Source organism: Allobosea sp. P5_A5, assembly GCF_056400625.1.
The window spans coordinates 575,523-602,233 of record NZ_JBFUKY010000002.1 but is presented as its reverse complement, the minus strand read 5'-3'; the positions used below and the strand labels follow the sequence as shown (position 1 = coordinate 602,233).

At 65.4% G+C, this 26,711-nt stretch carries 29 protein-coding genes; 18 read left to right on the top strand and 11 right to left on the bottom strand.

All coding sequences use genetic code 11. The features are described from left to right. The first annotated feature begins 46 nt into the window (after positions 1 to 46). Positions 47 to 1,162 (top strand): branched-chain amino acid ABC transporter substrate-binding protein, encoded by a 1,116-nt coding sequence (locus AC1DR6_RS06495; protein ID WP_476828359.1) that lies wholly within the window; start codon positions 47 to 49, stop codon positions 1,160 to 1,162. Positions 1,163 to 1,298: 136 nt separating this feature from the next. Here the strand turns inward: AC1DR6_RS06495 and AC1DR6_RS06490 are convergent, their stop codons facing one another. From AC1DR6_RS06490 to purB, 3 genes are all read right to left on the bottom strand, one after another. Beyond that, positions 1,299 to 1,538, bottom strand: a complete 240-nt coding sequence (locus AC1DR6_RS06490) for a hypothetical protein (protein WP_476828358.1) — start codon at positions 1,536 to 1,538, stop codon at positions 1,299 to 1,301. Positions 1,539 to 1,633: 95 nt separating this feature from the next. After that, positions 1,634 to 2,212, bottom strand: coding sequence for an RBBP9/YdeN family alpha/beta hydrolase (locus AC1DR6_RS06485; protein ID WP_476828357.1), 579 nt, complete (start codon positions 2,210 to 2,212; stop codon positions 1,634 to 1,636). Between the two features lie 5 nt (positions 2,213 to 2,217). After that, positions 2,218 to 3,525, bottom strand: coding sequence for an adenylosuccinate lyase (gene purB, locus AC1DR6_RS06480; protein WP_476828356.1), 1,308 nt, complete (start codon positions 3,523 to 3,525; stop codon positions 2,218 to 2,220). A gap of 157 nt (positions 3,526 to 3,682) precedes the next feature. Between purB and AC1DR6_RS06475 the strand changes: the two genes are divergently transcribed. Then, entirely contained in the window at positions 3,683 to 4,039 is a 357-nt protein-coding gene (locus AC1DR6_RS06475; RefSeq protein ID WP_476828355.1) for a DUF1428 domain-containing protein, read from the top strand. Between the two features lie 124 nt (positions 4,040 to 4,163). On the opposite strand, the gene rpe is transcribed toward AC1DR6_RS06475, so the two are convergent. Next, positions 4,164 to 4,847, bottom strand: coding sequence for a ribulose-phosphate 3-epimerase (gene rpe, locus AC1DR6_RS06470; protein ID WP_476828354.1), 684 nt, complete (start codon positions 4,845 to 4,847; stop codon positions 4,164 to 4,166). Between the two features lie 36 nt (positions 4,848 to 4,883). After that, positions 4,884 to 5,567, bottom strand: a complete 684-nt coding sequence (locus AC1DR6_RS06465) for a glutathione S-transferase family protein (protein WP_476828353.1) — start codon at positions 5,565 to 5,567, stop codon at positions 4,884 to 4,886. 335 nt (positions 5,568 to 5,902) lie between these two features. Between AC1DR6_RS06465 and AC1DR6_RS06460 the strand changes: the two genes are divergently transcribed. Further along, a complete protein-coding gene (locus tag AC1DR6_RS06460) occupies positions 5,903 to 7,153 on the top strand; it encodes an NAD(P)/FAD-dependent oxidoreductase (RefSeq protein WP_476828352.1) in 1,251 nt (416 codons plus the stop codon). Positions 7,154 to 7,347: 194 nt separating this feature from the next. Beyond that, positions 7,348 to 8,490, top strand: a complete 1,143-nt coding sequence (locus AC1DR6_RS06455; RefSeq protein WP_476828351.1) for a dipeptidase — start codon at positions 7,348 to 7,350, stop codon at positions 8,488 to 8,490. Positions 8,491 to 8,496: 6 nt separating this feature from the next. Here the strand turns inward: AC1DR6_RS06455 and AC1DR6_RS06450 are convergent, their stop codons facing one another. Continuing rightward, entirely contained in the window at positions 8,497 to 8,682 is a 186-nt protein-coding gene (locus AC1DR6_RS06450; RefSeq protein WP_476828350.1) for a hypothetical protein, read from the bottom strand. A gap of 90 nt (positions 8,683 to 8,772) precedes the next feature. On the opposite strand from AC1DR6_RS06450, the gene AC1DR6_RS06445 reads away from it, so the two are divergent. After that, the gene (locus AC1DR6_RS06445) at positions 8,773 to 9,594 is read left to right on the top strand and encodes an RNA methyltransferase (RefSeq protein ID WP_476828349.1); all 822 of its coding nucleotides are present in this window, start codon (positions 8,773 to 8,775) and stop codon (positions 9,592 to 9,594) included. A 59-nt stretch (positions 9,595 to 9,653) separates the two neighbouring features. On the opposite strand, the gene AC1DR6_RS06440 is transcribed toward AC1DR6_RS06445, so the two are convergent. Next, positions 9,654 to 11,942, bottom strand: coding sequence for a TonB-dependent hemoglobin/transferrin/lactoferrin family receptor (locus AC1DR6_RS06440; RefSeq protein ID WP_476828348.1), 2,289 nt, complete (start codon positions 11,940 to 11,942; stop codon positions 9,654 to 9,656). A gap of 355 nt (positions 11,943 to 12,297) precedes the next feature. On the opposite strand from AC1DR6_RS06440, the gene AC1DR6_RS06435 reads away from it, so the two are divergent. Further along, positions 12,298 to 13,575: a flavin monoamine oxidase family protein gene (locus AC1DR6_RS06435; RefSeq protein WP_476828347.1), complete on the top strand. Its 1,278-nt coding sequence runs from the start codon at positions 12,298 to 12,300 to the stop codon at positions 13,573 to 13,575. Between the two features lie 19 nt (positions 13,576 to 13,594). On the opposite strand, the gene AC1DR6_RS06430 is transcribed toward AC1DR6_RS06435, so the two are convergent. Beyond that, complete coding sequence (locus AC1DR6_RS06430) at positions 13,595 to 14,533, bottom strand: bifunctional helix-turn-helix transcriptional regulator/GNAT family N-acetyltransferase (protein WP_476828346.1); 939 nt, start codon at positions 14,531 to 14,533, stop codon at positions 13,595 to 13,597. Positions 14,534 to 14,663: 130 nt separating this feature from the next. Here AC1DR6_RS06430 and murI point away from each other — a divergent pair, with 130 nt between their 5' ends. From murI to rpsD, 3 genes are all read left to right on the top strand, one after another. Continuing rightward, on the top strand, positions 14,664 to 15,524 hold the full coding sequence (gene murI / locus AC1DR6_RS06425) for a glutamate racemase (RefSeq protein WP_476828345.1): 861 nt from the start codon (positions 14,664 to 14,666) through the stop codon (positions 15,522 to 15,524). A gap of 60 nt (positions 15,525 to 15,584) precedes the next feature. Then, entirely contained in the window at positions 15,585 to 15,815 is a 231-nt protein-coding gene (locus AC1DR6_RS06420) for a hypothetical protein (protein WP_476828344.1), read from the top strand. A 231-nt stretch (positions 15,816 to 16,046) separates the two neighbouring features. Then, positions 16,047 to 16,664, top strand: coding sequence for a 30S ribosomal protein S4 (gene rpsD / locus AC1DR6_RS06415; RefSeq protein WP_476828343.1), 618 nt, complete (start codon positions 16,047 to 16,049; stop codon positions 16,662 to 16,664). A gap of 117 nt (positions 16,665 to 16,781) precedes the next feature. Here the strand turns inward: rpsD and AC1DR6_RS06410 are convergent, their stop codons facing one another. Next, positions 16,782 to 16,934 (bottom strand): hypothetical protein, encoded by a 153-nt coding sequence (locus tag AC1DR6_RS06410; protein ID WP_476828342.1) that lies wholly within the window; start codon positions 16,932 to 16,934, stop codon positions 16,782 to 16,784. 206 nt (positions 16,935 to 17,140) lie between these two features. On the opposite strand from AC1DR6_RS06410, the gene AC1DR6_RS06405 reads away from it, so the two are divergent. Continuing rightward, positions 17,141 to 17,383: a hypothetical protein gene (locus AC1DR6_RS06405; RefSeq protein ID WP_476828341.1), complete on the top strand. Its 243-nt coding sequence runs from the start codon at positions 17,141 to 17,143 to the stop codon at positions 17,381 to 17,383. 33 nt (positions 17,384 to 17,416) lie between these two features. On the opposite strand, the gene AC1DR6_RS06400 is transcribed toward AC1DR6_RS06405, so the two are convergent. Next, the gene (locus tag AC1DR6_RS06400) at positions 17,417 to 18,133 is read right to left on the bottom strand and encodes an MgtC/SapB family protein (protein ID WP_476828340.1); all 717 of its coding nucleotides are present in this window, start codon (positions 18,131 to 18,133) and stop codon (positions 17,417 to 17,419) included. 117 nt (positions 18,134 to 18,250) lie between these two features. Beyond that, positions 18,251 to 18,970, bottom strand: a complete 720-nt coding sequence (locus tag AC1DR6_RS06395; protein ID WP_476828339.1) for a Spy/CpxP family protein refolding chaperone — start codon at positions 18,968 to 18,970, stop codon at positions 18,251 to 18,253. 170 nt (positions 18,971 to 19,140) lie between these two features. On the opposite strand from AC1DR6_RS06395, the gene AC1DR6_RS06390 reads away from it, so the two are divergent. From AC1DR6_RS06390 to dksA, 8 genes are all read left to right on the top strand, one after another. Continuing rightward, entirely contained in the window at positions 19,141 to 20,139 is a 999-nt protein-coding gene (locus tag AC1DR6_RS06390) for a P1 family peptidase (RefSeq protein ID WP_476828338.1), read from the top strand. A gap of 70 nt (positions 20,140 to 20,209) precedes the next feature. Then, positions 20,210 to 20,542, top strand: coding sequence for a hypothetical protein (locus tag AC1DR6_RS06385; protein ID WP_476828337.1), 333 nt, complete (start codon positions 20,210 to 20,212; stop codon positions 20,540 to 20,542). Next, complete coding sequence (locus AC1DR6_RS06380) at positions 20,539 to 21,990, top strand: methyl-accepting chemotaxis protein (RefSeq protein WP_476828336.1); 1,452 nt, start codon at positions 20,539 to 20,541, stop codon at positions 21,988 to 21,990. The genes AC1DR6_RS06385 and AC1DR6_RS06380 overlap by 4 nt, the downstream gene beginning before the upstream one ends. 55 nt (positions 21,991 to 22,045) lie before the next feature. After that, the gene (locus AC1DR6_RS06375) at positions 22,046 to 22,834 is read left to right on the top strand and encodes an ATP12 family chaperone protein (protein ID WP_476828335.1); all 789 of its coding nucleotides are present in this window, start codon (positions 22,046 to 22,048) and stop codon (positions 22,832 to 22,834) included. Positions 22,835 to 22,917: 83 nt separating this feature from the next. Next, positions 22,918 to 24,447 carry an acyl-CoA carboxylase subunit beta gene (locus AC1DR6_RS06370; RefSeq protein ID WP_476828334.1) on the top strand — a complete coding sequence of 510 codons (1,530 nt, stop codon included), beginning with the start codon at positions 22,918 to 22,920 and terminating at the stop codon, positions 24,445 to 24,447. Between the two features lie 79 nt (positions 24,448 to 24,526). Then, positions 24,527 to 25,900, top strand: coding sequence for an MBOAT family O-acyltransferase (locus AC1DR6_RS06365; RefSeq protein ID WP_476828333.1), 1,374 nt, complete (start codon positions 24,527 to 24,529; stop codon positions 25,898 to 25,900). Between the two features lie 65 nt (positions 25,901 to 25,965). Continuing rightward, the gene (locus AC1DR6_RS06360) at positions 25,966 to 26,100 is read left to right on the top strand and encodes a hypothetical protein (protein ID WP_476828332.1); all 135 of its coding nucleotides are present in this window, start codon (positions 25,966 to 25,968) and stop codon (positions 26,098 to 26,100) included. 185 nt (positions 26,101 to 26,285) lie between these two features. After that, positions 26,286 to 26,708 (top strand): RNA polymerase-binding protein DksA, encoded by a 423-nt coding sequence (gene dksA, locus AC1DR6_RS06355; RefSeq protein WP_476828331.1) that lies wholly within the window; start codon positions 26,286 to 26,288, stop codon positions 26,706 to 26,708. Positions 26,709 to 26,711: the final 3 nt, after the last annotated feature.

Sequence of the window (26,711 nt, the reverse complement as noted above, 5' to 3'; positions counted from 1 at the left end):
GTCCGTCCAGCCCGTTTTTAAAATCAAGACAGGGGAGTTTCAACGCATGAAGAAGTTGCTTTTGGGCGGCATCGCACTGGGCGCGGTTCTCGCGTTCTCGAGCATCGCCAACGCCCAGATCAAGCTCGGCGTCGCCGGGCCGATCACGGGGCCGAACGCCGCCTTCGGCGCACAGCTGAAGAACGGCGCCGAGCAGGCTGCCGAAGACATCAATGCCGCCGGCGGCGTGTTGGGTCAGAAGATCACGGTCAGCGTCGGCGACGACGTGTCCGATCCCAAGCAGGGCGTGTCTGTCGCCAACAAGTTCGTCGGTGACGGCGTGAAATGGGTCGTCGGCCCGTTCAACTCCGGCGTCGCGATGCCGGCGTCCGAAGTCTACGCCGAAAACGGCGTGCTGATGATCTCGCCTTCGGCCACCAACCCGAAGATCACCGAGCGCGGTCTCTGGAACACCTTCCGCACTTGCGGTCGTGACGACCAGCAGGGCGCCGTCGCCTCGGCCTATCTCCTGAAGAATTTCAAGGACAAGAAGATCGCCGTCGTCCACGACAAGACGACCTACGGCCAGGGCCTCGCCGACGAGACGAAGAAGGGTCTCAATGCCGGCGGCGTGAAGGAAGTGCTCTACGAAGGCGTCAACGCCGGCGAGAAGGACTTCTCGGCGCTCGTCTCCAAGATCAAGGCCTCCGGCGCCGACTATCTCTATTGGGGTGGCCTGCACACCGAAGGCGGCCTGATCGTGCGCCAAATGCGCGACCAGGGCCTGAAGACGGTCATGGTGTCGGGTGACGGCATCACCACCGACGAGTTCGCCACCATCGGCGGCCCCGGCGTCGAAGGTACGCTGATGACCTTCCCGCCGGACCCGCAGAAGCGCCCGGAGGCGGCCACCATCGTCCAGAAGTTCGCCGCCAAGAACTTCAAGCCGGAAGCCTATACCCTCTACAGCTACGCCGCGGTCCAGATCATGGCCGAAGGCGCCAAGCGCGCCAACTCGGCCGATCCCAAGAAGATCGCCGACGCGCTGCATGGCGGCCAGCCGGTGAAGACCGTGATCGGCGATATCGGCTTCGACAAGAAGGGCGACATCACCCGTCCGGACTACACGATGTACACCTGGAAGAAGGGCGCCGACGGCAAGATCAGCTACGTCGAGAATTGATCTCGTAATCTGATCGTCGTGCGATGAAACGAGCCCGTCCCGGTTAGCCGGGGCGGGTTTTTTGCGCCTAGCGATCCGGAAGGGCCTTCTCGCCAGACGCGGTGCTGGGCGACGATTTTACGCCCACTCGCGAAACTCAGGAGCCCATCGCTCCGCGCAGCCATGGAACAGTTGCTTTCGCGGCCGCCAGCGCGGCCGGGTGATCGGCGAAACTCTGCGAAGCGTAGCCGCCAATGGCTGACCAGCCTCGGTTATCTTCGAAATCACGCCGGAATTCCTCGAAACCCACCGTGCCTTCCGGCCGCAGGAAGATGTCGACGCACAGCGACGCGTCTTCGTTGTTGATCGACTGCAGGACCCGGTTCGCATGTGCCACGATGATTGCCTCTGTCGTCGATGAGCCCGGTATTCGGCTAAACGTCCGGTCAGGCGAGGTCCGACGCATGAGGGGCACCAGACCCTCCGGGGACACTATTGAATCACCTTCTCCGGAACCGCGCCCAACCCTCTGAGAAACCCGCCGAAACGCAGCAGGCCGTCCGGCCACGGCCCGTGACCCGATTCTGTATTCAGATGCCCGCTGTCGCCGGCGTCGACGAACTCAGAGCCCCAGGCTTCGGCCAGCGCCCTCGCCTCTTCAAGCGTGCAGTAGGGATCGCTTGCGCTCGCGATCAACACCGACGGAAACGGCAATGTCTCGCGCCGATGCGGGATGAAGTCCTCACCCATGCCCGGCACGGCGCGCTTCGCGCGTTCGGAGGCCGGCGCGACCAGGAAGGCCCCGGCCACCTCGCCATGCTTCAGATGCTCGGCCGCGTGCGCAACGGCACTGCAACCGGCCGAATGCGCGACCATTACCACCGGCCGTGTCGCCGCGCGCACGGCAGCGATGATCTGCTTGGACCAGCCATCGCGCGTCGGCTTGTACCAATCCTCCTGCTCGACGCGGCGCGCCGTCGGCAGACGGGTTTCCCAGCGAGTCTGCCAATGGTCGGGCCCGGAGCCCGACCAGCCGGGGATGATGAGGATGTTCGCGTCGACGGTTTTCATGACGCCTAGGCCTCGCCGAACACCCGCTCGAAAATCGTGTCGACATGCTTGAAGTGATAGCCTTCGTCGAACATCGCCTCGAGTTGCGCGGCACTGAGCTTCGCAGCGACATCCTGGTCGGCGAGCAGGTTCGTCAGGAAGTCCTCGCCATGCTCCCAGGTGCGCATCGCGTTGCGCTGCACCATCGAATAGGATTCCTCGCGGCTGGCACCGGCCTGCGTCAGCGCCAGCAGGACGCGCTGCGAATTGTGCAGTCCGCCGAGCTGGTCGAGGTTCTTGCGCATGTTCTGCGGATAGATCAGCAGCTTGTCGATGACCCCGGTGAGGCGAGCCAACGCGAAGTCGAGCGTTACCGTCGCATCGGGTCCGATCATGCGTTCGACCGAGGAATGCGAGATGTCGCGTTCATGCCAGAGCGCGACGTTCTCCAGCGCAGGCGTGACCATGCCGCGGACCAGGCGGGCAAGGCCGGTCAGGTTCTCGGTCAGCACCGGGTTGCGCTTGTGAGGCATCGCCGAGGAGCCCTTCTGGCCCGGCGAAAAGAACTCCTCCGCCTCATAGACCTCGGTGCGCTGGAGATGGCGGATCTCGATGGCGAGCCGCTCGACGCAGGACGCGACGACGCCGAGCGTGGCGAAATACATCGCATGCCGGTCACGCGGGATCACCTGCGTCGAGACAGGCTCGACCGTCAGGCCCATCTTCTCGGCGACATAAGCCTCCACGCTCGGGTCGATATTGGCGAAGGTGCCGACGGCGCCGGAGATGGCGCAGGTCGCAATCTCGGCGCGCGCCGCAACGAGCCGCGCCCGGCAGCGATCGAACTCGGCATAGGCCTGCGCCAGCTTGAGACCGAAGGTCACCGGCTCGGCATGGATGCCGTGCGAACGCCCGATGGTCGGCGTGAACTTGTGCTCGAAAGCGCGGCGCTTGATCGCGGCCAGCAGCGCATCGACATCGGCAATCAGGAGATCGGTGGCGCGCGCCAGCTGCACCGACAGCGTCGTGTCGAGAATGTCGGACGAGGTCATGCCCTGATGGACGAAGCGCGCCTCGGGGCCGACGATCTCGGCCAGGTGCGTCAGGAAGGCGATGACGTCGTGCTTGGTCACGCGCTCGATCTCGTCGATGCGCGCGACATCGAACTCGACATCCCCCGCCTTGGCCCAGATCGTCGCGGCGGCCTCTTTCGGCACCACGCCAAGCTCGGCCAGCTTGTCGGTGGCGTGGGCTTCGATCTCGAACCAGATCCGGAACCGGGTCTGCGGCTCCCAGAGCGCGACCATGTCGGGGCGGGAATAACGGGGGATCATCGGCGCGCTCGGGGACGGGTGTCAGGGATCGCAGGCTGGCTAACATGAGCCGACGCCGAGGGAAACCGCCGGATGGGCGAAGATGCGCTCATGTCACGGCTTGGCCGCGGGATCAGGCTAGGATCGGCTTTGCGCAGAGCGCTACAGGAGCAATGCCATGTCCTATATCAACGGATTCGTCGTCGCCGTTCCGGCCGCGAACAAGGAAGCTTATCGGGCCCATGCGGCCAAAGCCGCGCCGCTCTTCAAGGAGCATGGTGCGATCACGGTAACGGAATGCTGGGGCGACGACGTCAAACGCGGCCAGCAGACCGACTTCTTCCGTGCCGTGGCGGCGAAGGACGATGAGATCGTGGTCTTTTCCTGGATCGAATGGCCAAGCAAAGAAGCGCGTAACGCCGCCTGGGCCAAGCTGATGCAGGACCCGCGCATGCAACCGGACGCCAATCCCATGCCTTTCGACGGCAAGCGGATGATCTATGGCGGCTTCGAGTCGCTGGATCTGGGCGTTTAGCGGCGATTGCGGAAAGTCGTCATTGCGAGGAGCGAAGCGACGAAGCTATCCAGGGGCAGCAGAACGCTTACGTCTCCCGGATCGCTCCGCTCCGCTCGCAATGACGGCGACACATAGGCCGTATTCAGACCCAGTCGCCGCGAGCGGCTTCAGCCGCCTTGCGGATCGCCGCGATATTGCCGGCATAGGCCGAAGGCCCGCCCTTGAATACGGCGGAGCCGGCGACGAGCGTGTCCGCACCGGCTTTGGCGACCAGCGGCGCGGTTTCCGGCGTCACGCCGCCATCGATCTCGAGGGCGATCGGCCGCCCACCGATCAGCGCCTTGACCTGCGAAACCTTCTCGACGACCGAGCGGATGAAGCTTTGCCCGCCGAAGCCGGGATTGACGGTCATCAGCAGGATCAGGTCGACCTCGGCGATCAGCGCCTCGACCGCGCTCGCCGGCGTGCCGGGGTTGAGCACGATGCCCGCCTGTTTGCCTTGCGCCTTGATCGTCTGCAGCGTGCGGTGCGGATGCGGGCCGGCCTCGACATGGAAGGAAATCAGGTCGGCACCGGCCTTGGCGAAAGCTTCGATGTACGGGTCGACGGGAGCGATCATCAGATGCACGTCGAAGAATTTGGTCGTGTGCGGGCGGATCGCCTTGAGCACATCCGGCCCAAAGCTGATGTTCGGCACGAAATGCCCGTCCATCACGTCGCAATGGATCCAGTCCGCACCGGCCTCGTCGATCGCGCGCACCTCCTCGCCCAGCTTCGAAAAATCGGCTGAGAGGATCGACGGGGCGATGCGGATGGCGTGGGTCATGCCGGGCGGTTTAACCCCACGCCCGCAACGCTGCAATCAGGCGGAGCGCAGTTTCACCGGAAACGACATGCGCCGGTCCGCCTCCGCGATCTCGGCCGCAACCTGCACGAAGGCCGGCCGCTGCCGGAGCCGCGAGAACCAGGCCGACAGCCAGGGGAATCCATCGAGCGGGGGCCCGCCGAGCCGCAGCGAAAACAGCACGCTCATGAACAGCGCGATGTCGGAGTTGGCCAGTTCGCCGCCGAAGAAGGCGCGCGCCGCGAGCTTGCTCTCCAGCACCTCGTAATGCCGCGAAAGCTCGCCCTCCGCGATCAGCGCATCCGCCTCTTGCGCGATGCGCCGGTCACGCTCGGACGCTGGCGGCCCGGTGCGATGCATCAGCGGCTTCAAGGCCGGCAGCATCACCTCGTCGGCATACAATTCGTCGAGCCGACAGCGCGCCCTCTCAACCGGCGTCCGAGGCATCAGCGGCGGCTGCGGATAGGCCTCATCGAGATATTCCAGGATGACGGTGGAATCGTAGAGCACCAGGCCGCAATCGCTGAGCACGGGCACCTGCCGCTTCGGGTTCAGCGCCACGACTTCGGGATGGCGCGGTTCGTAGCCCGTCGTCTGGTTGAACGGCACGATGACACGCTCGAAAGCCAATCCCTTTTCCCGCAATGCGATCTCGACCTTGCGCGAAAACAGGCTCAACGGCCCGGAATATAATGTGATCAAGGCGCCAACTCCTGCGACGAGGCCGTGTCGCAGGGCGTAACGTCAGGTGTCGTCAGCAGCCGGAGGCGCCCGGTCGATGCGCGCCGTGACATCACCTCTGGGCCCTTTGAGGGAAGCACAGTGGCGCCGAGCCGCCAGGGCATCAGCCCGAGCCAAATCGAGCCGGCATAAAATTGCAACCAAGGAGCTATTTCGATGGCTCAGCAGCGCGATTGACGCCCAACGGCTATTGCTTCTGCGAAATATCCGTTAAATCACCGCAGAAATGCGCACTGCCGCTGACAAACCGAACCAATCCTTTATCCTGATACCATTGGGACTGTCAGGAGCAGGTCATGCGGGCGGATACGATCGTTCTCGGCGCGGGCATCGTCGGCATCGCGGTTGCGCTCCACCTGCAAAAGGCGGGCCGCTCGACGATCCTGGTCGACAAGCGCGCGCCGGGCGAGGAAACCAGCTACGGCAATGCCGGCCTGATCCAGCGTGAGGGCGTCTATCCTTACGGCTTCCCGCATGATTTCGGCGCCCTGCTGCGCTATGCGCGAAACAACACCATCGACGCTCACTACCATTGGCAGGCGATCCCGAAGCTGGCGCCGTTCCTGTATTCCTATTGGATGCATTCGCGCGCCTCGCAGCATGAGGCGATCGCCCACAAATATGCGACGCTGATCGAACACTCCGTTACGGAACACGACGCGCTCGCCGAGGAGGCCGGCGCGCTTGACCTGTTGCGCCGCAATGGCTGGATGAAGGTGTTCCGCACCGAGAAGGAACGCGACACGCGGCTCGCCGAAGCGGCGCGCTGGAAGCGCGACTTCGGCGTGAACTATCGCGCCCTCGACATGGGGGCGCTCAAGACCGAGGAGCCGCATCTCGACCATGGCAGCCTGATCGGCGGCCTGCACTGGACCGACCCGGTGACGGTGGTCGATCCGCACGGTCTCTCGAAGTCCTATGTCGCGCTGTTCGAGAAGCTCGGCGGCCAGCTCGCGCTCGGCGATGCCGGCACGCTGAAGCAGGATGGCGACGAATGGAGCGTCACGCTGGCGGACGGCACGAAGGCTGAGGCGAGGGATGTTGTGGTGGCGCTTGGCCCCTGGGCCGACGTGCTGACGCACAAGCTCGGTTATCATCTGCCGCTCGCGGTCAAACGCGGCTACCACATGCATTACAAGCCGCAGGGCAATGCGGTGCTCAACCATCCGGTGCTCGACACCGAACGCGGCTATTTCCTCGCGCCGATGCTGCAGGGCATCCGGCTGACGACAGGGGCCGAGTTCGCAGACCGCGATGCCGCCGACACGCCAGTCCAGCTCGGCCGGGCGGAGCCGATCGCGAAGAGCCTTTTCCCGCTGGGCGAACGCCTCGACCCGCAGCCCTGGCTCGGGCGGCGCCCCTGCACGCCGGACATGATGCCGATTATCGGCCCGGCGCCGAAGCATAAGGGCCTCTGGTTCTCGTTCGGCCACGCCCATCACGGCCTGACGCTGGCGGCGGTCACCGGCCGGATGATGGCGGAGATGGTGACGGGCCAGAAGGTCTTCGTCGACCCGGCTCCTTTCGCCGCGTCGCGCTTCGGCTGAACACCGCGTCATTCTCGGGCCGCGCTGGCGCGGACCCGAGAATCTCTGGACGACAAAGGCGCCTCTTCTGGACGAGATGCTCGGGTCAAGCCCGAGCATGACGCACGGCGATGGTCAGCCCTGCACTGTGCCCTCTCGCTTGCCGCACCCGGCCCTGCCAGAATGGCCTCCCGATTCCCGACCGAGACTTCGCCATGGCCCTCGCCAAACCGCCCGTCCAGGACAATGCCTACGCTGCGGCACTGGCGTTGCTCGACCGTGTTCCGCTGATCGACGGGCACAACGACCTCCCTTACGTGATCCGCAACGATGCCAGGGCAAAGGGGGATGTCGGCGCTTATGACCTGACGAAGGTTCATGCCGAGGTCGATACCGACATCCCGCGCATGAAGGCCGGCAAGCTCGCCGGCCAGTTCTTCGCGGCCTATGTGCCGCCGAACCACGCCAAGCCGGCGGGCTTCGCGCTGGCCCAGATCGCCCTGATGCGCGACATCCTCAAGCGCCATTCCGACGCCTTCCGGCCGGGCTTGTCGGCGGGCGATGTCGAGGCGGCGAAGGCGGAAGGGCGGATCGCCCTTTTCATGACGATTGAGAACGGCTCGGCCATCGACAACGAGCTCGACGCGCTCGACGCTTATTTCGACCTCGGCGTGCGCCTGATGACGCTCTGCCACAACGGCACGCATGATTGGTGCGATTCGGCGACCGACGCCCCTCGCCACAACGGCTTGAGCGGCTTCGGCAAGGATGTGATCCGCCGCATGAACAGGCTCGGCATGGTCGTCGACCTCGCCCATGTCTCGCCCAAGGTGATGCACGATACGCTCGACATCGCCACGGCTCCGGCCGTCTGGTCGCACTCCAACGCCTTCACCCTGTGCGACCACCCGCGCAACGTTCCCGACGATGTGCTGGATCGGGTCGCGGGCAATGGCGGCGTGGTGATGGCGACCTTCGTGCCCGACTTCATCAACCAGGCCTCGCGCGACTGGCATCGCCCGGCCAAGGACCAGTACGGCAAGACGCCGGACGGCATGGATCATGCGAAGGTCGAGGGCGAGATCGAACGCAAGGTCGGGCCGCGACCGAAGGCGACCATCGCGCAATATTGCGATCATCTCCACTATCTGGCCAAGCGCATCGGCCACGACCATGTCGGGATCGGCTCGGACTTCTTCGGCTGGGTCAATCCGGACGGGCTGGAGGACACAACGACCTTCCCCAATGTGATCGCGGAGCTGATTCGGCGTGAGTGGAGCGAGGACGACCTGGCGAAGCTTGCGGGAGGCAACACGTTGCGCGTCCTCCGCTCGGTAGAGGCCGCCGCTCAGCGCTGAGCGCGCTCACGGGCGCAGGGTGTCGCCGGGTTCCGGCTCCGGTTCATCCCCTGCTGCCGGATCGGCTTTGCTGCCGTCGAGGCGGACCGCGCCGGACGCGCGGGCCTTCGCCCAATACCGCGACATGGCCAAGCCGATCGGCACGGCGAGAAACAGCAGACTTGCCAGCCACACCACTCCATCGTTCTCCACCCGCTTGCTCTCCAGCCTGTTGCGCTTGACCGGGCGCCTCGCTGAGCCGAGAGGACAGGTCGCACCACAGTTCCAGCAACGGCTTCCGCAATGACCGGTTCCGGCACCGACCGTACCAAGCCCGCCATCGCGGCCCCTGCCCCTGTCGTCATTCTCGTCGAGCCACAGCTTGCCGAGAATATCGGCATGTGCGCTCGGGCCATGGCGAATTTCGGCCTTTCCGAGATGCGCCTCGTCGCGCCTCGCGATGGCTGGCCAACCGGCAGCGGCCTGAAAAAGGGCGCGACGGCGGCCGCCTCCGGCGCGACCCACATTCTGGAGAATGCCCGGCTCTACGACACCGCCGCCGAGGCTGTGGCCGATCTCGACCACGTTCTGGCGACCACGGCGCGCGAGCGCGGCCAGATGAAGCGCGTCTTCACCCCTGCCGAAGCCATGCCGGACCTTGCGGGACGCGTCGGTGCCGGCGAGCGCATCGGCATCTTGTATGGGCGCGAGCGCATCGGATTGACGAACGAGGAGATCAGCCTGGCCGACGCGATCCTCACCTTCCCGGTCAATCCGGCCTTCGCGTCGCTCAACCTTGCCCAGGCGGTCCTGCTCAATGGCTACGAATGGTTCAAGACCACGAACGGCCAACCGCCCTTTCGCGAATCCAACGCGTCTCCGCCGGCCAAGCGCGAGACGGTCTTCTCGATGTTCGACTACCTCGAAGCCGAGCTCGACCTCTGCGGCTTCTTCCCGCCGGGCAAGAAGGCGGTCATGACGGCCAATCTCCGCGATATCCTGCACCGTCTCGAGATGACCGAGCAGGAGGCACGCACGTTGCGCGGCGTCTTCAAATCGCTGACTGAGGGGCCGCGGAAGGCGCGGCTGCTGGCGCGACAGGCGGAAGGCGAACCCGGCGCATAAAAAAGGCCGGCCCCGAAGGGCCGGCCATGCTGGACCGGGAGGGTCTCGAAGCGACCCGGTCAGAATTGATACTTCAGCGTCGCCTTCACCGTACGGCCGGGTTCGCTGTAGTAGTCCCGAGCCTGCGCCAGAACGCCGACCGGCACGTTGACCGCATCGAAATACTTGCGATCGAAGATATTGTAGACGCCGACCTGCAGTTCAAGATCGGCGATCTGCGGCATCGGGCGCCACCAGGCCGAGGCATTGAAGATCGCGTAACCCGGTGCGCGGATGGCCTGATTCGAACCGGTCGTGGCGGCGACGTCATCGCGCTTGCCAGCGAGCTTGGTCGAGACCTCGGCTCCCCAGCTTTCGGTGCCGTAGGCGATCGCGACAATGCCCTGAACCGGTGGGATCGAGTTCAGGAAGACATGGTCCGTCTGGTTTTGGCCTCTCGTATAGGCGAAGGAGCCGCGGACCAGCCAGTTCTGCGCGAAGGCATATTGCCCGTTGACCTCGACGCCCTGGATTTCGGCCTTGGGGATATTGCGGAAGGTCTGGATGCCGCCCTGCGGGTATTGCCCGCCGACGCCGGGCGCCTGCGACTGGTAGCTTTCGATGAAGTTGCGGTAATTCGAGTGGAAATAGGTGACCGAACCGCCGAACTGCTTGTCACCGAAGCGCATGCCGACATCGATGCCGTTGCCGGTCTCGGAGCGCAAAGTGGGATTGCCGGCGCGCAGATAGGTGGAAGGCCCGCCGAAGCGCCCGTAGAGTTCGTCGGCGGTCGGCGCCCTGAAGGTCTTGGCCCATTGCGCGAAGACGGTGACGTCCTTCACCAGGGGAGCGTTCTTCAGAATGTCGTATTCGAGCCGGACGCGGGGAGAAACTGCGTTATCGCTCGATGACGGCGGCAAGCCGACCGGGCGCGAGCCGCTGAGCGTATAGGCTGGCGTGTCCTGCGGCTTCTCCTGATACCAGTCGAAGCGCACGCCCGGCGTCACCCGCAGGCGGTTGTCGAGCATGCCGATCTCGTCATGCGCGTAGATGCCGACGAGCTTGCCGTCGACCTTCGGCTGGTCCGACTGGTTGCTGAACAGGTTGTTGCAGGTGGCGAGCGCACCCGTGAACGACCCGGTGGCCGGGCGCGCCGGGCAATTATCGACGCCTGACGAATACTGCTCCAGCGTCGAGGTCCGCAGTTCCGTGCCAAGCGTCATGCGATGGCTCAGAACGCCGGTCTGGAAATTCTTGATGACATGGGCATTGAAGCCGTAGGCGTTTTCCTCGTTCTCGTTGTCGCGCACATACGGCCCGACGATGCTGGTGTAGCGGTAGCCTCTGACCAGATCGTCGCGCTTGAGGCGCTGCCAATAGGCGATGGCGTGGGCCTCGTCGAAGAACGAGCCGGGCACCACATAGTCGTAGCTCAGCGAGACGCGATTGCGCTCGACGTCCTCACCCGTCTGGTAGGAGCCGGGGCGGAAATTGCCGGTCAGCGAAACCGTGCTCGTGCGGGTCTGTATCCGGTCGGCGCGCTTGAAGATTTCGCCCTGGATGCCGAAGCGGTGGTCTCCGACCTGCTGGTAGAGCTTGGCCAGGAAAGAGTACTGGTTGAAGTCGTCAGGGTTCGGCGCCGTGCGGCCCGCACCGATCGTCTTCAGGTTGCCCTTGGTGTCGCTCTCGTGCCCGTCGCGGAAGCCGCCCTGAAGCAGGACGGAGGTGTTGCCGACGCGGGCAGCCGCCGCGGCGCTGCTGAACCAGGCGCGGTCCGTGCTGTCATAGCCGGTCTTGGCTAAGGTTCCGTAAGTGCGGCCGTTGCGGATCAGGTCCTCCGGATCGAGCGTGCGCACCGCCAGCGCGCCGCCGAGCGCGCCGTTTCCAAGCGTCGCGCCGCCACCGCCACCGCGCAGCAGGTCGAGCGTCGAAAGCGAATCGAAGTCGAAGGCGTTCTGCGCCCCGCGGCTGATGCGCGTATCAACCATGAAGGGCTGCCGGATGCCGTCGACCGTCGTCAGGACACGCGCGCCGTCGAGCCCGCGAATGTTGAGCGAATTGGTCGTGCGGTTGAAGGTGATGCCGGCCTCTGTCCGATTCGCCAGGTCGCTCAAGCTCGTCACCTGTTGCCGGTCGAGCTGCTCGCGCGTCACCCGCGTCGTCGTCGGGCCGTTCAGCAGCGCGCCGCCGGGCTGCCCTTCGCCCTGCACGGTAATCTGGTCCAGCACCACCGGCGCGTCAGTGCCCGGAGTGGTGGCAGCTGCGCCGCGCGCTGGGCTCTGCTGCGCCTGCGCGGCCGAGGCCAGGAGGGTCAGCACGAGGCTCCCCAGCGCCACGCCCCCGCGAAACTTGTCCAAATGTCCGCCCATCGCCCAGTCCCGTCTTCGCCGCCGGGGTCAAAGCCCGTCGGCAAATTTAAAATGAGTATAAACAATGCCTTATGGATCAACATCAGGCTGATTTGCCATATTGTGAGCAATATTCACTGTCAATTACTGAATCAACCAAAGCATAACTATAGAATCTCTCTAGTAAATAACTATTCTAATGTAGAACTACAGCGCGGATGCTTCGGCCGGAAGCCGCTCCCGATCTCGTGATCGGAAGAAACGCGCGCAGATCGACGATCCTCATTGTCAGGCGGCCGGCAAGGCGCATCTTCCCGTCATGATCGATCGCGATATCCCGCTCAGCAGACGCACGCTTTTGGCCGGAGGAGCTACCTTGGCGGCTGGTTTTTCGATCTCCGGAGCCGCGCAGGCCGCTGCCGATGTCGACGTCGTCGTGATCGGCGCCGGCGCCGCCGGCCTCGCAGCAGGCCATGCCTTGAAGGCTGCCGGCCGCAGCGCCGTCATCCTGGAGGCGCGCACCCGCATCGGCGGACGCGCCTGGACCGATACCTCGCTGGGTCCATCCTACGACGCAGGCGCGATGTACATCCATTGGGCCGAACGAAACCCGTGGGTCGATATCGCGCGGGGCTTCGGCGTAGCGACGGCTTCGGAGCCCTGGGGCGGCGGCTTCCGCTCCTTCGCCGACGGCAAGCCCATGGGGACGGCAGATCGCAACCGCCGGCGCGAGGCCTTCGACCGGATCGACAAGCGTCTGGAGACGGCCGATATCGCCACGCGCGATCTATCGGTGGCCGAGTTGTTGGGCGATCTCGGCCCGGACATGGCGCCTGTCGCGGCGTCCGGACTGCTTCTCTCGATCGGCGAGGAATCGAGCCGCATCTCTTCGCGCGACTATCAGCGCCTCTGGTCCGGCGACGACCTCGTGGTACCCAGCGGTTACGGGAACCTCGTCGCCCGCCAAGGCGCGGGGCTGGACATTCGCCTTGGTCAGCCGGTCCAGTCGATCAGTTGGGGCGGGCCGGCCGTGATCGTCACCACGCTGTCGGGAACCGTCACGGCCAACGCCTGCATCGTCACGGTCCCGGTCGGCGTGCTGAAGGCCGGTGCGATCCGGTTCGAGCCGCCCTTGCCTGCGGCGACGCAAGATGCACTGGCCGGACTGCAGATGGGGGCGCTGACCAAGATCGCCCTCAAGGTGGAGGGCGACCGCTTCGGCATCGAGCCTGGAACCACGCTGATGGAATCCGGCGCGCCCGAAGAGATGATCAGCTTCGACATGTACCCGGACGGAACAGACCTCGTCATCGGCTATTGCGGCGGCGATTTCGCCCGCGGGCTCTCGGAAGCCGGCAGCGACGCGGCCAGAAGCCATGCCACGGAGCTGCTCGGACGAATGATCGGCAGCGGCTTTCGCGCGACGGTGAAGGCGGCGTCCTTCCCCGCCTGGTGGACCGATCCCTTCGCCAAGGGCTCGTACTCCGTCTGCAAGCCCGGCCATGACGGTGCTCGCGAAGCGCTGGCTCTGCCGACCGCCGGCAAGCTCCTGATCGCAGGTGAGGCGACCGCCGGCGGCGGGGCCATGACCGTCGGCGGGGCAACGCTGGCCGGGCGCGCCGCGGCCGCCGCGTTGCTAAAGCTGAAGGCGTAACCGGATCGGCCGGCTCTGCTCAGAAAGCCAATTCCCAGTTTTGGCCGACGAGATCCTGCCCGAAGGAGTGGTGAGGCTCCTCGAGAACCAGGCGAAAGCCCTCAGCGACATAGATCGCGCGGGCCGCATGCAGGATATCGTTGGTCCAAAGCACCATGCGCGCATAGCCGGCGGCGCGGGCGAAGGCGACGGCCTCAGTCACCAGCCGCTTGCCGAGACCGAGCCCTTGAGCCCTCTTCTCGACGATCACGAGCCTGAGCTTCGCCGTCTCGGCATCCTCAGTGATGACAAACGCCGAACCCACCGGCTCGCCGCCGAGTTCGGCGATGAAGCAGCGCTCCCGACCGGGCTTGAATTCGCGCAGAAATGTCGCCGCGATCTCCGCCACCAGGGCCTCGAAGCTGTCATCCCAGCCATAATCCTCCGCATAGAGCTTGCCATGCGCGCCGATCACCCAACCCATATCGCCCGGCCGATGCGCCCGGATCGAGACCTCAGGCTTGGTGCGAGAGCCGCCGAGCAGCGCCTCGGTATCGGCCAAGGCGGCGGCCAGCCGCTCGCGCTCCGCCCTCGACAGCCGCGCGAGCACCGCCTCGGCCTGCTGCCGCGAAGCCCGGTCCAGCGACCCGAACACGACGCGCCCCTGCCCGGTCAGCCCCAGGACGAAGGCGCGTCCATCTGCCATCGAGCGCTGCCGGGCAAGCCAACCTTCTTTCTCGAAACGCTTGAGCATGCGGGAAAGATAGGCCGGGTCGAGCCCCATCTCCTGAGCCAGTTCGCCGGCCTGCCAGCCCTCGCGCTGCGCCAGCTCATAGAGAACGCGCGCCTCGGTCAGCGAGAAACCAGAGCCGTGAAGGTTTGCACCGAAAGCGCCGACCCAGTGCGTGTGGAAGCGGTTGAAGCGGCGGATCGCCGCGACCGCTGGAGTATCGACTGTCGTCACGGCGCCTGCCTCCATGCTTCCATCCTCATGGACAAAACATTTAGTGGACAGAGTCAACTAAATTCAGAACGTGATTTGGCGGGTCGTTGACCGTCGCTTAACCCCTCTCAGGCGCAATCACGCTTTGACGTTTCGCGGCGCACTCATGCAGGTCGATCTCCTCGCGGGGACGGGATACCACCCCCTGGCCCTCCCCCGGACACAGCCGACGATCCTCGTCTTCGATTCGGGCCTCGGAGGTCTGACCGTGCTCGCGCGCACGACGCAGGCCTGCCCCGGCGCGAATATCGTCTATGCCGCCGACGACGCCGGCTTTCCTTACGGGCGTCTTAGCGAGGTCGAATTGGTCGGCCGTGTCCTCGCCGTGATGGAGCGCCTTATCGGACGCTTCCACCCCGACCTCGTCGTCATCGCCTGCAACACCGCGTCAACACTGGTGCTGCCCGCCTTGAGAGCGCGCTTCGGCATCCCTTTCGTGGGCACCGTTCCGGCGATCAAGCCGGCTGCGGCCTTGACCCGCACAGGCCTCATCTCCGTGCTGGCGACGCCCGGCACCGTCGCGCGCGACTACACACGGGGGCTGATCGAAACCTATGCGGCCGCGCATCACGTCACGCTCGTGGGCGCGACGCGGCTCGCCGGCCTCGCCGAAAGCGCGCTGAGGGGCGAGGCGGTGGACGATGACATGGTCCGTGCCGAGATCGCGCCCTGCTTCGTCGAGATCGATGGGCGCCGCACCGATGTCGTCACCCTGTCCTGCACGCATTATCCGCTGCTGCTGGAACGGATGAAACGTGTCGCGCCCTGGCCCGTGACCTGGATTGACTCTGCGCCGGCCATCGCTCGCCGCGTGGCGGATCTGCTGCGCCCTGCCGCGTCCCTGTTGCCCCCGGAGTCCACCGCAGTCTTCACCAGCGGCAGCGGCCTGAGCGATCCGTTGCGGATCGCGCTGGCCGGTTACGGCCTTGCGCAGGTCGTGGCCGAGCCGATGCCGCTCGGTGTCTGAGGAACAGGCCGCGCGCCCGGACGTTCTCCTGCCGGCGACAGTTCCAAGGAGAACCAATCGATGAAGAAACTGCTTTTGCTCGCGACGCTCGGCCTCGGTCTGGCTTTCGGCGGTTTCGGCGGCGCGTCGGACGCGCAGGCCCAGCCGCGCCCCGATGGCTGGCATCGCGGCCATGGTCCTCACGCCATGTATCGCCACGGCCCCCGCCGCCATCCCGGCTGGGATCGCGGACACCATCGCGGCTGGATGAAGCATCGCCCGCGCCCCCACTATCGTCACCGCGGCTACTGAGCGCGCCGCAAGCACTGAGGCCGACAACACCTTAGCCGGCCTCGTCCGAATTTGACTTCACGAATGGCTTGCGCCATATCGCCATCCATCACGCGGCTCCTCACGGGGCCGCGTGACTTTTTCCGCACCCGCGATCCGCTTTCCTTCGGGAGCCGGATCTGTCGCCTGGACCTTATGTCTGGGAGCAGGAGGGCGCGGTCCTCAACTCGCGAACCACAGAGGACACGCGATATGTCGAAGCGCCATGAGGCGAAATACAAGATTGACCGTCGCCTCGGTCAGAACATCTGGGGCCGCCCGAAGTCCCCGGTCAACCGCCGCGAATACGGCCCCGGCCAGCACGGCCAGCGCCGCAAGGGCAAGCCGTCCGACTTTGGCACGCAGCTGCGCGCCAAGCAGAAGCTCAAGGGCTATTACGGCTCGATCTCCGAGAAGCAGTTCCGCCGCTATTACGCCGAGGCGATCCGCCTCAAGGGCGACTCGGGCGAGAATCTCGTCGGCCTGCTCGAGCGTCGTCTCGATGCGGTGATCTACCGCGCCAAGTTCGTCCCGACCGTCTTCGCCGCCCGCCAGTTCGTCAACCACGGCCACATCACCGTGAACGGCAAGCGCGTCAACATCGCCTCCTATCAGGTGAAGCCGGGTGACGTGATCGCGGTCAAGGACTCGTCGAAGCAGCTCGCCATCGTCATCGAGTCGGCCTCTCTCGCCGAGCGTGACGTGCCCGACTACATCGATGCCGACCACACCAAATTCTCGGCCACCTACACCCGCACCCCGACGCTGACGGACGTGCCCTACGCGGTGCAGATGGAACCCAACCTCGTCATCGAGTTCTACTCGCGCTGATGAAGTCTGGGGTCGCTGCGGCGGCTTCCAGATAAAATTCAAGGGGACGGCGGTCATCCGCCGTCCCCTTTTTGTTGTGTCAGCCCGGGGTCCGTTCGCTGTCGCGGTCGACCGCCGCTAGAGATGCGACCCCGCCTCGTCGCGGAAACAGTAGCATCCGAGCCCCAGACAACCGATCAGGATCGACAGTCCATAGGGCCCGAACAGACAGAGCACGAAAACGGCGCCGATGAAGGCCCGCATGCCCCACGTCAACCAATGCTGCCTCATGCTTCGCCCCTCGCATCGCAGTTTCCTGCCGAAAGGTAAAAACGAAGGTGTGAATCCAAGTTGAATCATTATGGTAAACCCAGGCTTGTCTGGCACGCCTGTCTCTGAGGCCAGCCCGCGTTGGTCAGGCGCCCATTCGACTGTTCACAGCCTTGCCGGAATGCCCTAGCGTCAAGGGCCCGTGGTTCTCGCAAGAGAGATTCGCTATGACCAAGACCCTGTTGCTCGCGCTCGCCCTCTCCTGCTCGGCGAGCTTCGCCTATGCGCAAAGCTGCACCTTGCAGGCTGGCGACAAGAAGCTCGCCGGCGCTGCCAAGACCAGCTTTCTGACGAAGTGCCAGAAGGATGCCACGGCCTCCTGTGACAAGCAGGCCGCGGACAAGAAGCTCGCCGGCGCCGCCAAGACGAGCTTCACCAAGAAATGCGTGACCGACTCCGTCGGCGGCTGATCGGCCCGAAACTGTGACGGTCGACAGCCGACGCTAGTCTGCCGTGCTGCTTTCCCATGTCGCGTGGGTGACGGCCGGCAAGCGGGCCAGCTTATCCACGACGTGGTCGAGTTCCTTGCGGTCGATCGCCGTGCTGATCAGCTTGGCGACGATCGCGACGGCATCGTCGCCACGGTCTTGCGTGGTCACGTCGCTGACCGGATATTGCGCGGCCTCCAGATAGTCGACCAGCGTCTCGCGAACCGCCGCAAGAGCCGCCGTACTGGTGGTGACGACGACCTCATAGGTCGCCTCCAGCGCCTGCTCGTTCAGCGGAATGCGATTGATCGCGTTGACCAGCGGCCGCAGCAACGTGTTGCCGGCGATGACGAAGAGCGTGATCAGCGCACCTTCAGCCACCATGTCGGCGCCGGTGCAGGCTCCGACCGCAGCCGAACACCACAAGGTCGCGGCCGTGTTGAGGCCGCGCACATTCATGCCTTCTTTCATGATCACGCCGGCGCCCAGAAAGCCGATGCCCGAGACCACATAGGCGATCACACGGATCGCGCCGTCGGCATTGCCCAGCCGCATCGCGAGATCGACGAACGCCGCCGCACCGACCGCGACCAGCACCGTCGTCCGCAAGCCAGCCGTTCGCTGGCGATACTGCCGCTCGGCGCCGATCAGGACGCCCAGCACGAAAGCCGACGCCAGGCTGACCAGCGAATCCAGAAACGGCAGCAATTCGAAGGTGTGAATGAAGCGCATGGCCGCTGGCTCGCGTGAAGGCGGCGGTCAGTCGCACGAAGGCCCACTTCCGGCAACAACCGAAAGCGGGCGTCGTAAGAATAGAGCTGTTTGCTAGGCGAAAACTAAGGACGACGCCTACTCGTCGTCGTTTCCGTCATGTCCCTGGTTGCCCTGGTTGCCGCGGCGCTCGTCGTTAGAACGATACCCGCTCTGGCCGTCCTGGCCGCCGCGCCGGTCGTCGCGCCAATCCCGCGACCCGCGATCATCGTTTTCGCGATCGTAGCGGTCGCGCCCGCCGCGCATCTCTCGGTCGCCGCGCATCTCCTGACCTCGCATGCCCTGACCTTGCATGCCCTGGCCCCGCTCGTGCCCGGCCGCCATCGCGTCGCGGACAGAGCGGCGCAGCACGGTCTTCTGCTCGTCGCTCAACGTCGTCCAGAGCGGCCGCACCGTATCGGCGAGCTCCTTGGCGGTATTGGCACGCTCGCCCAGCCGCTGCGCGCGGGCGTCGATGCGCTCCATGATGTCGGCATGGCGCAGCTTCTCGCGCCCTTCCCGCATCTGCGACCAGTGATCGCCGCGCTCGGCCGAACGCTGCCTGATCAGGGCTTCGAGCTTGTCCCACATCGGAACCTGCTCCGGCCTGAGCTTCAACTCGTCGCGGACATGGCCGAGACGCTCGTCGAGCCTTGCCTTCATGCGCTCGGCGCGCTTCTCGCGCCATTCGTCGCGGCTGTCGGTCTGCTGCTGCGGCTTGTCGCCACCGACCGGAGGGACCGGCTGGGGCTGTGCGAGCGCGAAGCTGCTCGCCAGTACCGCGATCGATGAGGCCGCGATGAGCGCAATGCGTTTCATGAAACTCTCCTTGAGGGCAATTCGGGCTCGCCCGACGGATTTCGGAGCCAACTGGCGATGTCGCCACGATCGGCCTTTGGCCGTGACTCCCGAATGGCCCCGGCATGAAAAGATCGTAATGTCGAATCCAACGTGCCCGGCACGATTCGGTTCGGCTGTGGATTAGCGGCATGCGCAACCTCATCACCGATGTTCGCGGCGTGCTGGTCGGCAACGCCGATGATGCCGCTGCGGCGACCGGCGTGACGGCAGCGCTGTTCGAGCGTCCGACGATCGCTTCTGTCGCGATCCTCGGCGGCGCCCCCGGCACGCGCGACACCTCGCTGCTGGAACCGGACATGACGGTCGAGCATATCGACGCGATCGTCCTGTCGGGAGGTTCGGCCTGGGGCCTCTCGGCGGCGGACGGTGCGATGAGCGCATTGGCGGCACAGATGCGCGGTTTCCCGGTCGGCCGGCTGCGCGTGCCGATCGTGCCGCAGGCGATCCTGTTCGACCTCGACAATGGCGGCGCCAAGCCTTGGGCCTCGGGAAACGGTAACACGCCTTATCGCTCGCTCGGCCGGCAAGCATTGGAAGGAGCCGGGGCGGAGTTCGCGCTCGGCACGGCCGGCGCCGGCTATGGCGCCACCACGAAGACCTTCAAGGGCGGCCTTGGTTCGGCAAGCGCGCGCGCTGCGACGGGACACGTCGTCGGAGCTCTTGTCGCGGTCAACGCGGTTGGCTCGGCGACGATCGGCGACGGTCCGCACTTCTGGGCTGCGCCCTACGAACAAGACGCCGAATTCGGCGGGCGCGGCTGGCCGGATCGGATCGTGCCGCATGATCTCGCTTTGCGCTTCAAGGGCGGGACGGGCCAGAATACGACGATTGCAGTCATTGCGACGGACGCGGCGCTGACCAAGGCGCAATGCAGAAGGCTCGCGCTCGCAGCCCATGACGGGCTGGCCCGCGCGCTGCGCCCCGCGCATGCGCCGCTCGATGGCGACATCGTTTTCGCCGCCGCGACCGGTCGCGCCGGCGCTCCCTCCGACGCCTTTGCACTGACGGAGCTCTGCGCCACGGCCGCCGACGTTCTCGCTCGTGCGATCGCACGGGGCGTCCATGCCGCGACGGCGCTGCCTTTCCCTAATGCGCGGCCGGCCTGGAGTGACCGCTTCGGCAGCTGAACCCTGGCAAGTCGCAGCGACGTCTTAACGAGCTGGAAACCCGAATCTGCAATCTATACGAGCATAGCAGATGCGGATGGATCAGCTGGTGCGCGAAATCGGCTTTGGCCTGGCAGTTGCCGTCGCGATGACGTTCGCCGCGCTTTTCATGGCATCGAGGCCGGTGACGGGACATCCGGTGCTCGCCGTCTTCGTGCCGGGCAGCCCCGTCAGCACCATGTCGAGCGCCATCGCTCGGGCTGGTGGAAGCCTCCTGGAGATCGACCAGGCATCGTCCTGGGTCGTGACGGTCGCCGACGATCCGAACCTGCCTCGAAAACTCTACGCCGCCGGCGCCTGGCTCGTTCTCGACGGCTCGTTTGCGCCGCTTTGCGCCAGCATCGGCCGATGGAGCGGGGCATGAACAACGTCGAGCTGTTCCGCCGCCGCTTCGCCGGAATGCTGATCCCGCTTTTGTGGGCGAACGCCGTCATACTCTGTTTCGCGCCGACGGCCGATGGCGCCATCATCGCGTTTGGCTGCGGGCTGGCGATGCTGACCACCCTGGTATGGAGCGCGAGCCGGACCGGTTGGGTAACACATCAGATCAGCAGCTGCGCGGCGGTCGCGCAGGTGATGTTGCTGGTCTACGGCTTCAAGGCTCACGCCTACCAGGTCGACATCCACATGTATTTCTTCGCCATGCTCGCGGTTCTGGCGGGCTGGCTCGACTGGCGCATCTTTCTGCCGGCAACGGTGGCGATCGCCCTCCATCATCTCGTGCTCAGCTTCCTTTATCCGGCGGCGGTCTTTCCGAACGGCAGCGAGAGCGAGATGAGCCGTGTCGCGCTTCACGCGGTCATCGTCATCATCCAGGCCTCTGCTCTGAGCTGGGCGGTGCACGCGCTCAAGCACGCGATCCGGTCCTCTGAATCCGAGCAACGGCAAGCCAACGAGGCCCGCGAAGCCGCCGACGCTGCGCGCCGGGAATCGGCCGACACGACGACGCGCGCCGAAATCGAGCGGCGCCAGACCCTCTATGGTCTTGCCACCGATTTCGAACGCACGGTGGCCGGAATCGCGCGCGATCTGATCGCGTCGATCCAGTCGCTGCGCGATTCCTCGCAGCAGATGAGCAGCGGCGCAGCCGAGGTTTCCGCCCATTCGCAGGCCGCCTCGGCGTCGTCGCGCCAGACGACGGCGAATGCACGCGCGATCAGCCACGCGACGGCCGAGCTCGCCCGCTCTTTCGCCCAGGTCGATCGGCAGGTTGAGGAGGCGACGCGGGTGGTCGCACAGACGACCGAGCAGGCGGCTGCAGTTCTCGCGAAAGTCTCCGATCTCTCCCGCAAGGCCGACGAAATCAGCGATATCAGCGGTGCGATCTCGGCGATCGCCCAGCAGACCAATCTGCTCGCACTGAACGCCGCGATCGAGGCGGCACGCCTGGGCCAATCCGGCGGCGGCTTCAAGGTCGTCGCGCAAGAGATCAAATCGCTGGCGACGCAGACCTGGAGGGCGACCGAGGATATTCAGGGCCAGGTCGATGCGATCCACCTGTCCGGCCAAGAAGCCGCTGTGGCAATCGACGCGATGAACCTGACGATCGGCTCCCTCAACGCGATCTCGGGCAAGGTCGCGGCCGTGGTCGAGCAGCAGAACGCGTCGGCTGCCGATATCGCCGACTGGATCGACCGCGTGGCCGGCGAAACCGCTGCGGCGGGCGAGCACATCGAGCATGCCAGCACCGTCGCCGGCGATACCGGCAAAGCCGCCCAGCATGTCGCCCATTCCGCCGACGCCTTGTCCTCCCAGTCACAACAGCTCGACTGGGAAGTCGCACAGTTCGTCGGGCATATCCGGGCATCTTGAGATGCGGCCCGGAAGCGACTTCCGGCGCGAGCCCGATCTGCGCTAAGGCTTGCGCATGTCGACCGATGATTTCCTCGCCCGTTTCGGCCAGCCTGGCGCGCGCCAGCCTGACCCTGTCGCCGCTGCCCAGCAGGCGATGCACAATCCGCTTCCGACCCGCTTCTACAAGCAAGCGGGTGTGATCGAGCGCGATGGGCTGCTTCATATCTCCTTGGATGGGCGCACGGCCAGAACCCCGGCGCGAAACCCGCTTGCGGTCAGTTCGCGTCCCGTCGCGGATGCGCTGGCGGCCGAATGGGAGGCGCAGGGCGAGAAGATCGATCCCGCGGCGATGCCGCTGACCCGCCTGGTCAATTCGGCGCTGGACGGGGTCGTCGATCAGCAAGCCGCCGTGCGGGCCGAGATCGTCCGCTACGCCGGCTCGGACGCTTTGTGCTATCGCGCGGGCGAGCCCGAGGAACTCGTCGCCCGCCAGAACCAGCTCTGGCAGCCGATCCTCAGCGCGGTCGAAGGCCGGATCGGCGCGCGCTTTCTGCTCTCGGAGGGCATCGTCTTCGTCGACCAACCCGCTGGTACGCTGGATGCCGTGGCCCGCAGGGTTGCCGAGATATCGGCCCCGGTTGCGCTCGCCGGCGCCCATAACGTCATGACGCTGACCGGCTCGACCATCCTGATGCTGGCGCTCGCGGAGGGCCTGATCGACCCCGATGCCACCTGGCAGGCCGCGCATCTCGACGAGGATTATCAGATCGAGGTCTGGGGCCAGGACGAGGAGGCGGCCACGCGCCGCGCCATTCGCCGGCGCGAATTCGATTCCGCCGTGCTGTTGTTGGCCGAAGGCTAGCCGAAAGCCGCACGGCCAGCCCGTGGACTTAGGCACGGGCTCCGCTTAATCCGAAAACGATCGATCCAGCCAGGGTGCCCGCGATGAAAACCGTTCTCGAGCAGCTCGATGCCCGCCGCGAAAGCGCGCGCAGAGGTGGCGGCGAGAAGCGCGTCGAGGCCCAGCACAAGAAAGGCAAGCTGACGGCGCGCGAACGCGTCGAGCTGCTGCTCGACCGCGACTCCTTCGAGGAGTTCGACATGTTCGTGCAGCAGCGCTGCGTTGATTTCGGCATGGACAAGGCCGAGAAGATCCCCGGCGACGGCGTCGTCACCGGCTGGGGCACCGTCAACGGCCGCACGGTGTTCGTTTTCTCGAAGGACTTCACCGTCTTTGGCGGTTCGCTTTCCGAGACACACGCGCAGAAGATCATCAAGATCCAGGACATGGCGCTGAAGATGCGCGCGCCGATCGTCGGCCTGTTCGATGCCGGTGGCGCCCGCATCCAGGAGGGCGTGGCGGCACTCGGCGGCTATGGCGAGGTCTTCAAGCGCAACGTCCAGGCGTCCGGCGTCATCCCGCAGATTTCGGTCATCATGGGCCCTTGCGCCGGCGGCGACGTCTATTCGCCCGCGATGACCGACTTCATCTTCATGGTCCGCGACACCTCCTACATGTTCGTCACCGGCCCCGAAGTGGTGAAGACCGTGACCAACGAGACCGTGACCTCCGAGGAGCTGGGCGGCGCGAAGGTCCACACCTCCAAATCCTCCGTCGCGGACGGCTCGTTCGAGAACGATGTCGAGGCGCTGCTGCAGGTGCGCCGGCTGATCGACTTCCTGCCCGCCAACAACACGGCCGGCGTGCCCGAATGGCCTTCCTTCGACGTGCCGGACCGGGTCGACATGAGCCTGGACACGCTCGTCCCGGACAATCCCAACAAGCCCTACGACATCAAGGAGTTGATCCTGAAGACCGTTGACGAGGGCGACTTCTTCGAGATCCAGGAAGCCTACGCCAAGAACATCGTCACGGGCTTCGGCCGGCTGGAAGGCCGCACGGTGGGCATCGTCGCCAACCAGCCGATGGTGCTGGCGGGCGTGCTCGATTCAGACGCGTCGCGCAAGGCCGCGCGCTTCGTGCGCTATTGCGACGCCTTCGAGATCCCGATTGTCACTTTCGTCGATGTGCCGGGCTTCCTGCCGGGCACGGCACAGGAATATGGCGGCCTGATCAAGCACGGCGCCAAGCTGCTTTTCGCCTACAGCGAATGCACCGTTCCGCTCGTCACCGTGATCACCCGCAAGGCCTTTGGCGGCGCCTATGACGTCATGGCCTCCAAGCATGTCGGCGGCGACGTCAATTATGCCTGGCCCTCGGCGCAGATCGCCGTGATGGGAGCCAAGGGCGCGGTCGAGATCATCTTCCGCGGCGGCGACCCTGAAACCATCGCGAGGCAGACGAAGGAATACGAGGAGCGCTTCATGTCGCCCTTCGTCGCGGCCGAGCGCGGCTATGTTGACGAAGTCATCATGCCGCATTCGACCCGCCGTCGCATCGCCCGCGCGCTGGCAATGCTGCGGACGAAGAGCGTCGAGCGGCCCTGGCGCAAGCACGACAATATTCCGCTGTAGGTGATCGGACGGCGCTGGCGATGACTCGCGTCTGATAATCCGCTAAGGCGGCGATCATTCCTGCCGCCCGCCAGTCTCGATGCTGTTCAACTCCTTCATCTTCCTTCTCGCTTTCCTGCCTTTGTCTCTTGGACTGCATGGGCTGGCGGAGCGCTTCGCGCCAGCCTGGCGGCTGCCGGTGCTCGTTCTTTTGTCCTTCGCTTTCTATGGCTGGTGGGACTGGCGCTTTCTGCCGCTGCTGATCCTTTCGATCGGCCTGAACTGGTTGATTGCGGAGGCGTTCCAGAAGACCAAGTCGGGGGCTTTGATCACGCTGGCCATCGTTCTCAATCTCGCGGTCCTGGCGCTCTTCAAATACTTCAACTTCTTCGCCGATCTCGCTGGAATGATTCCCGGTCTGCCGGCGCCGAAGCTCGAGCTCGCGCTGCCGCTCGGCATCTCGTTCTTCACCTTCCACCACATCATGTACCTGACGGATCTGCGGCGCGGGCAGGCGCCGCGCTACGATCTCGTGCGCTACGCGCTCTACATCGCGTTTTTCCCGCAGGTGCTCGCTGGCCCGCTGGTGCGCTGGCGCGAGATCATGCACCAGTTCGACGAGCGCCCTTACCTCAGGCCCGACGCGGCCGAGCGTTTCGGGCGCGGCCTGATGCTGCTGACCTTCGGCCTCGCCAAAAAGGTGCTGCTCGGCGACCCGCTGGCGGAATACGCCAACCCCGTCTTCGCTGCCGCGGCCGTGGGCAAGGTCGTCAGCATGGCCGAGGCCTGGCAAGGCACCCTCGCCTTCACCTTCCAGATCTATTTCGACTTCTCCGGATACACCGACATGGCGCTGGGGCTGGCGCTGCTGTTCGGCATCGTGCTGCCGCAGAACTTCGACGCCCCCTATCGCTCGCTCTCGATCCAGGATTTCTGGCGGCGCTGGCACATGACGCTGTCGCGCTTCCTGCGCGATTATCTCTACATCCCGCTCGGCGGGTCCCGCTCCGGCCTGCCGACACAGATCTGGGCGCTTTTCGCGACCATGGCGCTCGGCGGCCTCTGGCACGGCGCGGGCCTCACCTTCGTCGCCTGGGGCGTGGCGCATGGGCTCGCGCTGATCGTCGCCCTGTTCTGGCGCCGCGCGGGCTGGCCGATGCCGGCGGCGCTCGGCTGGCTGCTCACCTTCCTGTTCGTGGTGCTGTGCTGGGTGCTGTTCAGGTCCGGCCATTTCGAGGCGGCGCTGACGATCTACAAAGGCCTCTTCGGATGGGCGCCCGTCGGGAACGGGTTCAAATGGCGCGCTTTGCTGCCGGCGGCCGTCTTCGCCATCGCCGGCCCGACCGCCTGGAGCCTCGTCCACCGGCTGCCGCCTGCCCGCTGGCTTGCGGTGCTGCTCGGGCTGCTCTTCGTCATCATCCTGCTCAAGATCGGCGAAGACGCCAATTATGAGTTCATCTATTTTCAGTTCTGAGCCGCGCGGCATGGCTGAAAACAGGGTCCGGCACCGTTTCGCGACGACGGCGACCGCGCACAGGGATGGTCGACGGGCACCTCGACCGGCCGGAGTTGCACGATCCGAATCTGTTCTTCGACCACGGCCATGACCGCCAGCCGATCGTGCGCCTGCTCGAGCGAGAGGTCGCCGAAACCCTCCGCCGAATAGCGCCCTGACCTTGCAAAAACCCGGGATCGAACACGGAGATCGACGCGTTTCTCCAGAGTTCAATGGAACGTGACCGGAGACCTCTCGAAGCGATTGTTCCGCTTGAGACTGATCGCTATAAGGGCGCCAAATCGGCTCACCCTCTCCGGCAAAGCCGAGGGCGCGTGAGGCCGACAACGCAAGAGAGCGCGCCATGTCGAAGCAGATCATTCTCGATGCGGACTACAAACCGGCCGATGACGAGCCGTTCATGAACGAACGGCAGCGCGAGTATTTTCGCACCAAGCTGATGGCCTGGAGGGACGAGATCCTCAAGGAGGCCAGGGAGACGCTCGTCACGCTGCAGAAGGAAAGCGAGAACCACCCGGATATCGCTGACCGGGCCTCCTCCGAGACCGACCGCGCCATCGAGCTGCGCGCCCGCGACCGGCAGCGCAAGCTGATCTCGAAGATCGACGCGGCCATCTCGCGCATCGACGACAACTCCTACGGCTATTGCGAGGAAACCGGCGAGCCGATCTCGCTCAAGCGCCTCGAAGCCCGCCCGATCGCGACGCTCTCCCTGGAAGCCCAGGAGCGGCATGAGCGCAACGAGCGCGTCTTCCGCGACGATTGATCG

What these genes read in the sequence shown, in the direction of transcription:
- AC1DR6_RS06430 (WP_476828346.1), bottom strand. Translation starts at nt 14,533, where the DNA reads ATGGAGGCAGGCGCCGTGACGACAGTCGATACTCCAGCGGTCGCGGCG.
- AC1DR6_RS06495 (WP_476828359.1), top strand. Translation starts at nt 47, where the DNA reads ATGAAGAAGTTGCTTTTGGGCGGCATCGCACTGGGCGCGGTTCTCGCG.
- AC1DR6_RS06375 (WP_476828335.1), top strand. Translation starts at nt 22,046, where the DNA reads ATGTCGACCGATGATTTCCTCGCCCGTTTCGGCCAGCCTGGCGCGCGC.
- dksA (WP_476828331.1), top strand. Translation starts at nt 26,286, where the DNA reads ATGTCGAAGCAGATCATTCTCGATGCGGACTACAAACCGGCCGATGAC.
- AC1DR6_RS06475 (WP_476828355.1), top strand. Translation starts at nt 3,683, where the DNA reads ATGTCCTATATCAACGGATTCGTCGTCGCCGTTCCGGCCGCGAACAAG.
- AC1DR6_RS06455 (WP_476828351.1), top strand. Translation starts at nt 7,348, where the DNA reads ATGGCCCTCGCCAAACCGCCCGTCCAGGACAATGCCTACGCTGCGGCA.
- AC1DR6_RS06485 (WP_476828357.1), bottom strand. Translation starts at nt 2,212, where the DNA reads ATGAAAACCGTCGACGCGAACATCCTCATCATCCCCGGCTGGTCGGGC.
- AC1DR6_RS06380 (WP_476828336.1), top strand. Translation starts at nt 20,539, where the DNA reads ATGAACAACGTCGAGCTGTTCCGCCGCCGCTTCGCCGGAATGCTGATC.
- AC1DR6_RS06445 (WP_476828349.1), top strand. Translation starts at nt 8,773, where the DNA reads ATGACCGGTTCCGGCACCGACCGTACCAAGCCCGCCATCGCGGCCCCT.
- AC1DR6_RS06370 (WP_476828334.1), top strand. Translation starts at nt 22,918, where the DNA reads ATGAAAACCGTTCTCGAGCAGCTCGATGCCCGCCGCGAAAGCGCGCGC.
- AC1DR6_RS06440 (WP_476828348.1), bottom strand. Translation starts at nt 11,942, where the DNA reads ATGGGCGGACATTTGGACAAGTTTCGCGGGGGCGTGGCGCTGGGGAGC.
- AC1DR6_RS06400 (WP_476828340.1), bottom strand. Translation starts at nt 18,133, where the DNA reads ATGCGCTTCATTCACACCTTCGAATTGCTGCCGTTTCTGGATTCGCTG.
- AC1DR6_RS06360 (WP_476828332.1), top strand. Translation starts at nt 25,966, where the DNA reads ATGGTCGACGGGCACCTCGACCGGCCGGAGTTGCACGATCCGAATCTG.
- AC1DR6_RS06395 (WP_476828339.1), bottom strand. Translation starts at nt 18,970, where the DNA reads ATGAAACGCATTGCGCTCATCGCGGCCTCATCGATCGCGGTACTGGCG.
- AC1DR6_RS06405 (WP_476828341.1), top strand. Translation starts at nt 17,141, where the DNA reads ATGACCAAGACCCTGTTGCTCGCGCTCGCCCTCTCCTGCTCGGCGAGC.
- murI (WP_476828345.1), top strand. Translation starts at nt 14,664, where the DNA reads ATGCAGGTCGATCTCCTCGCGGGGACGGGATACCACCCCCTGGCCCTC.
- rpsD (WP_476828343.1), top strand. Translation starts at nt 16,047, where the DNA reads ATGTCGAAGCGCCATGAGGCGAAATACAAGATTGACCGTCGCCTCGGT.
- rpe (WP_476828354.1), bottom strand. Translation starts at nt 4,847, where the DNA reads ATGACCCACGCCATCCGCATCGCCCCGTCGATCCTCTCAGCCGATTTT.
- AC1DR6_RS06385 (WP_476828337.1), top strand. Translation starts at nt 20,210, where the DNA reads ATGCGGATGGATCAGCTGGTGCGCGAAATCGGCTTTGGCCTGGCAGTT.
- AC1DR6_RS06410 (WP_476828342.1), bottom strand. Translation starts at nt 16,934, where the DNA reads ATGAGGCAGCATTGGTTGACGTGGGGCATGCGGGCCTTCATCGGCGCC.
- AC1DR6_RS06460 (WP_476828352.1), top strand. Translation starts at nt 5,903, where the DNA reads ATGCGGGCGGATACGATCGTTCTCGGCGCGGGCATCGTCGGCATCGCG.
- AC1DR6_RS06365 (WP_476828333.1), top strand. Translation starts at nt 24,527, where the DNA reads ATGCTGTTCAACTCCTTCATCTTCCTTCTCGCTTTCCTGCCTTTGTCT.
- AC1DR6_RS06420 (WP_476828344.1), top strand. Translation starts at nt 15,585, where the DNA reads ATGAAGAAACTGCTTTTGCTCGCGACGCTCGGCCTCGGTCTGGCTTTC.
- purB (WP_476828356.1), bottom strand. Translation starts at nt 3,525, where the DNA reads ATGATCCCCCGTTATTCCCGCCCCGACATGGTCGCGCTCTGGGAGCCG.
- AC1DR6_RS06390 (WP_476828338.1), top strand. Translation starts at nt 19,141, where the DNA reads ATGCGCAACCTCATCACCGATGTTCGCGGCGTGCTGGTCGGCAACGCC.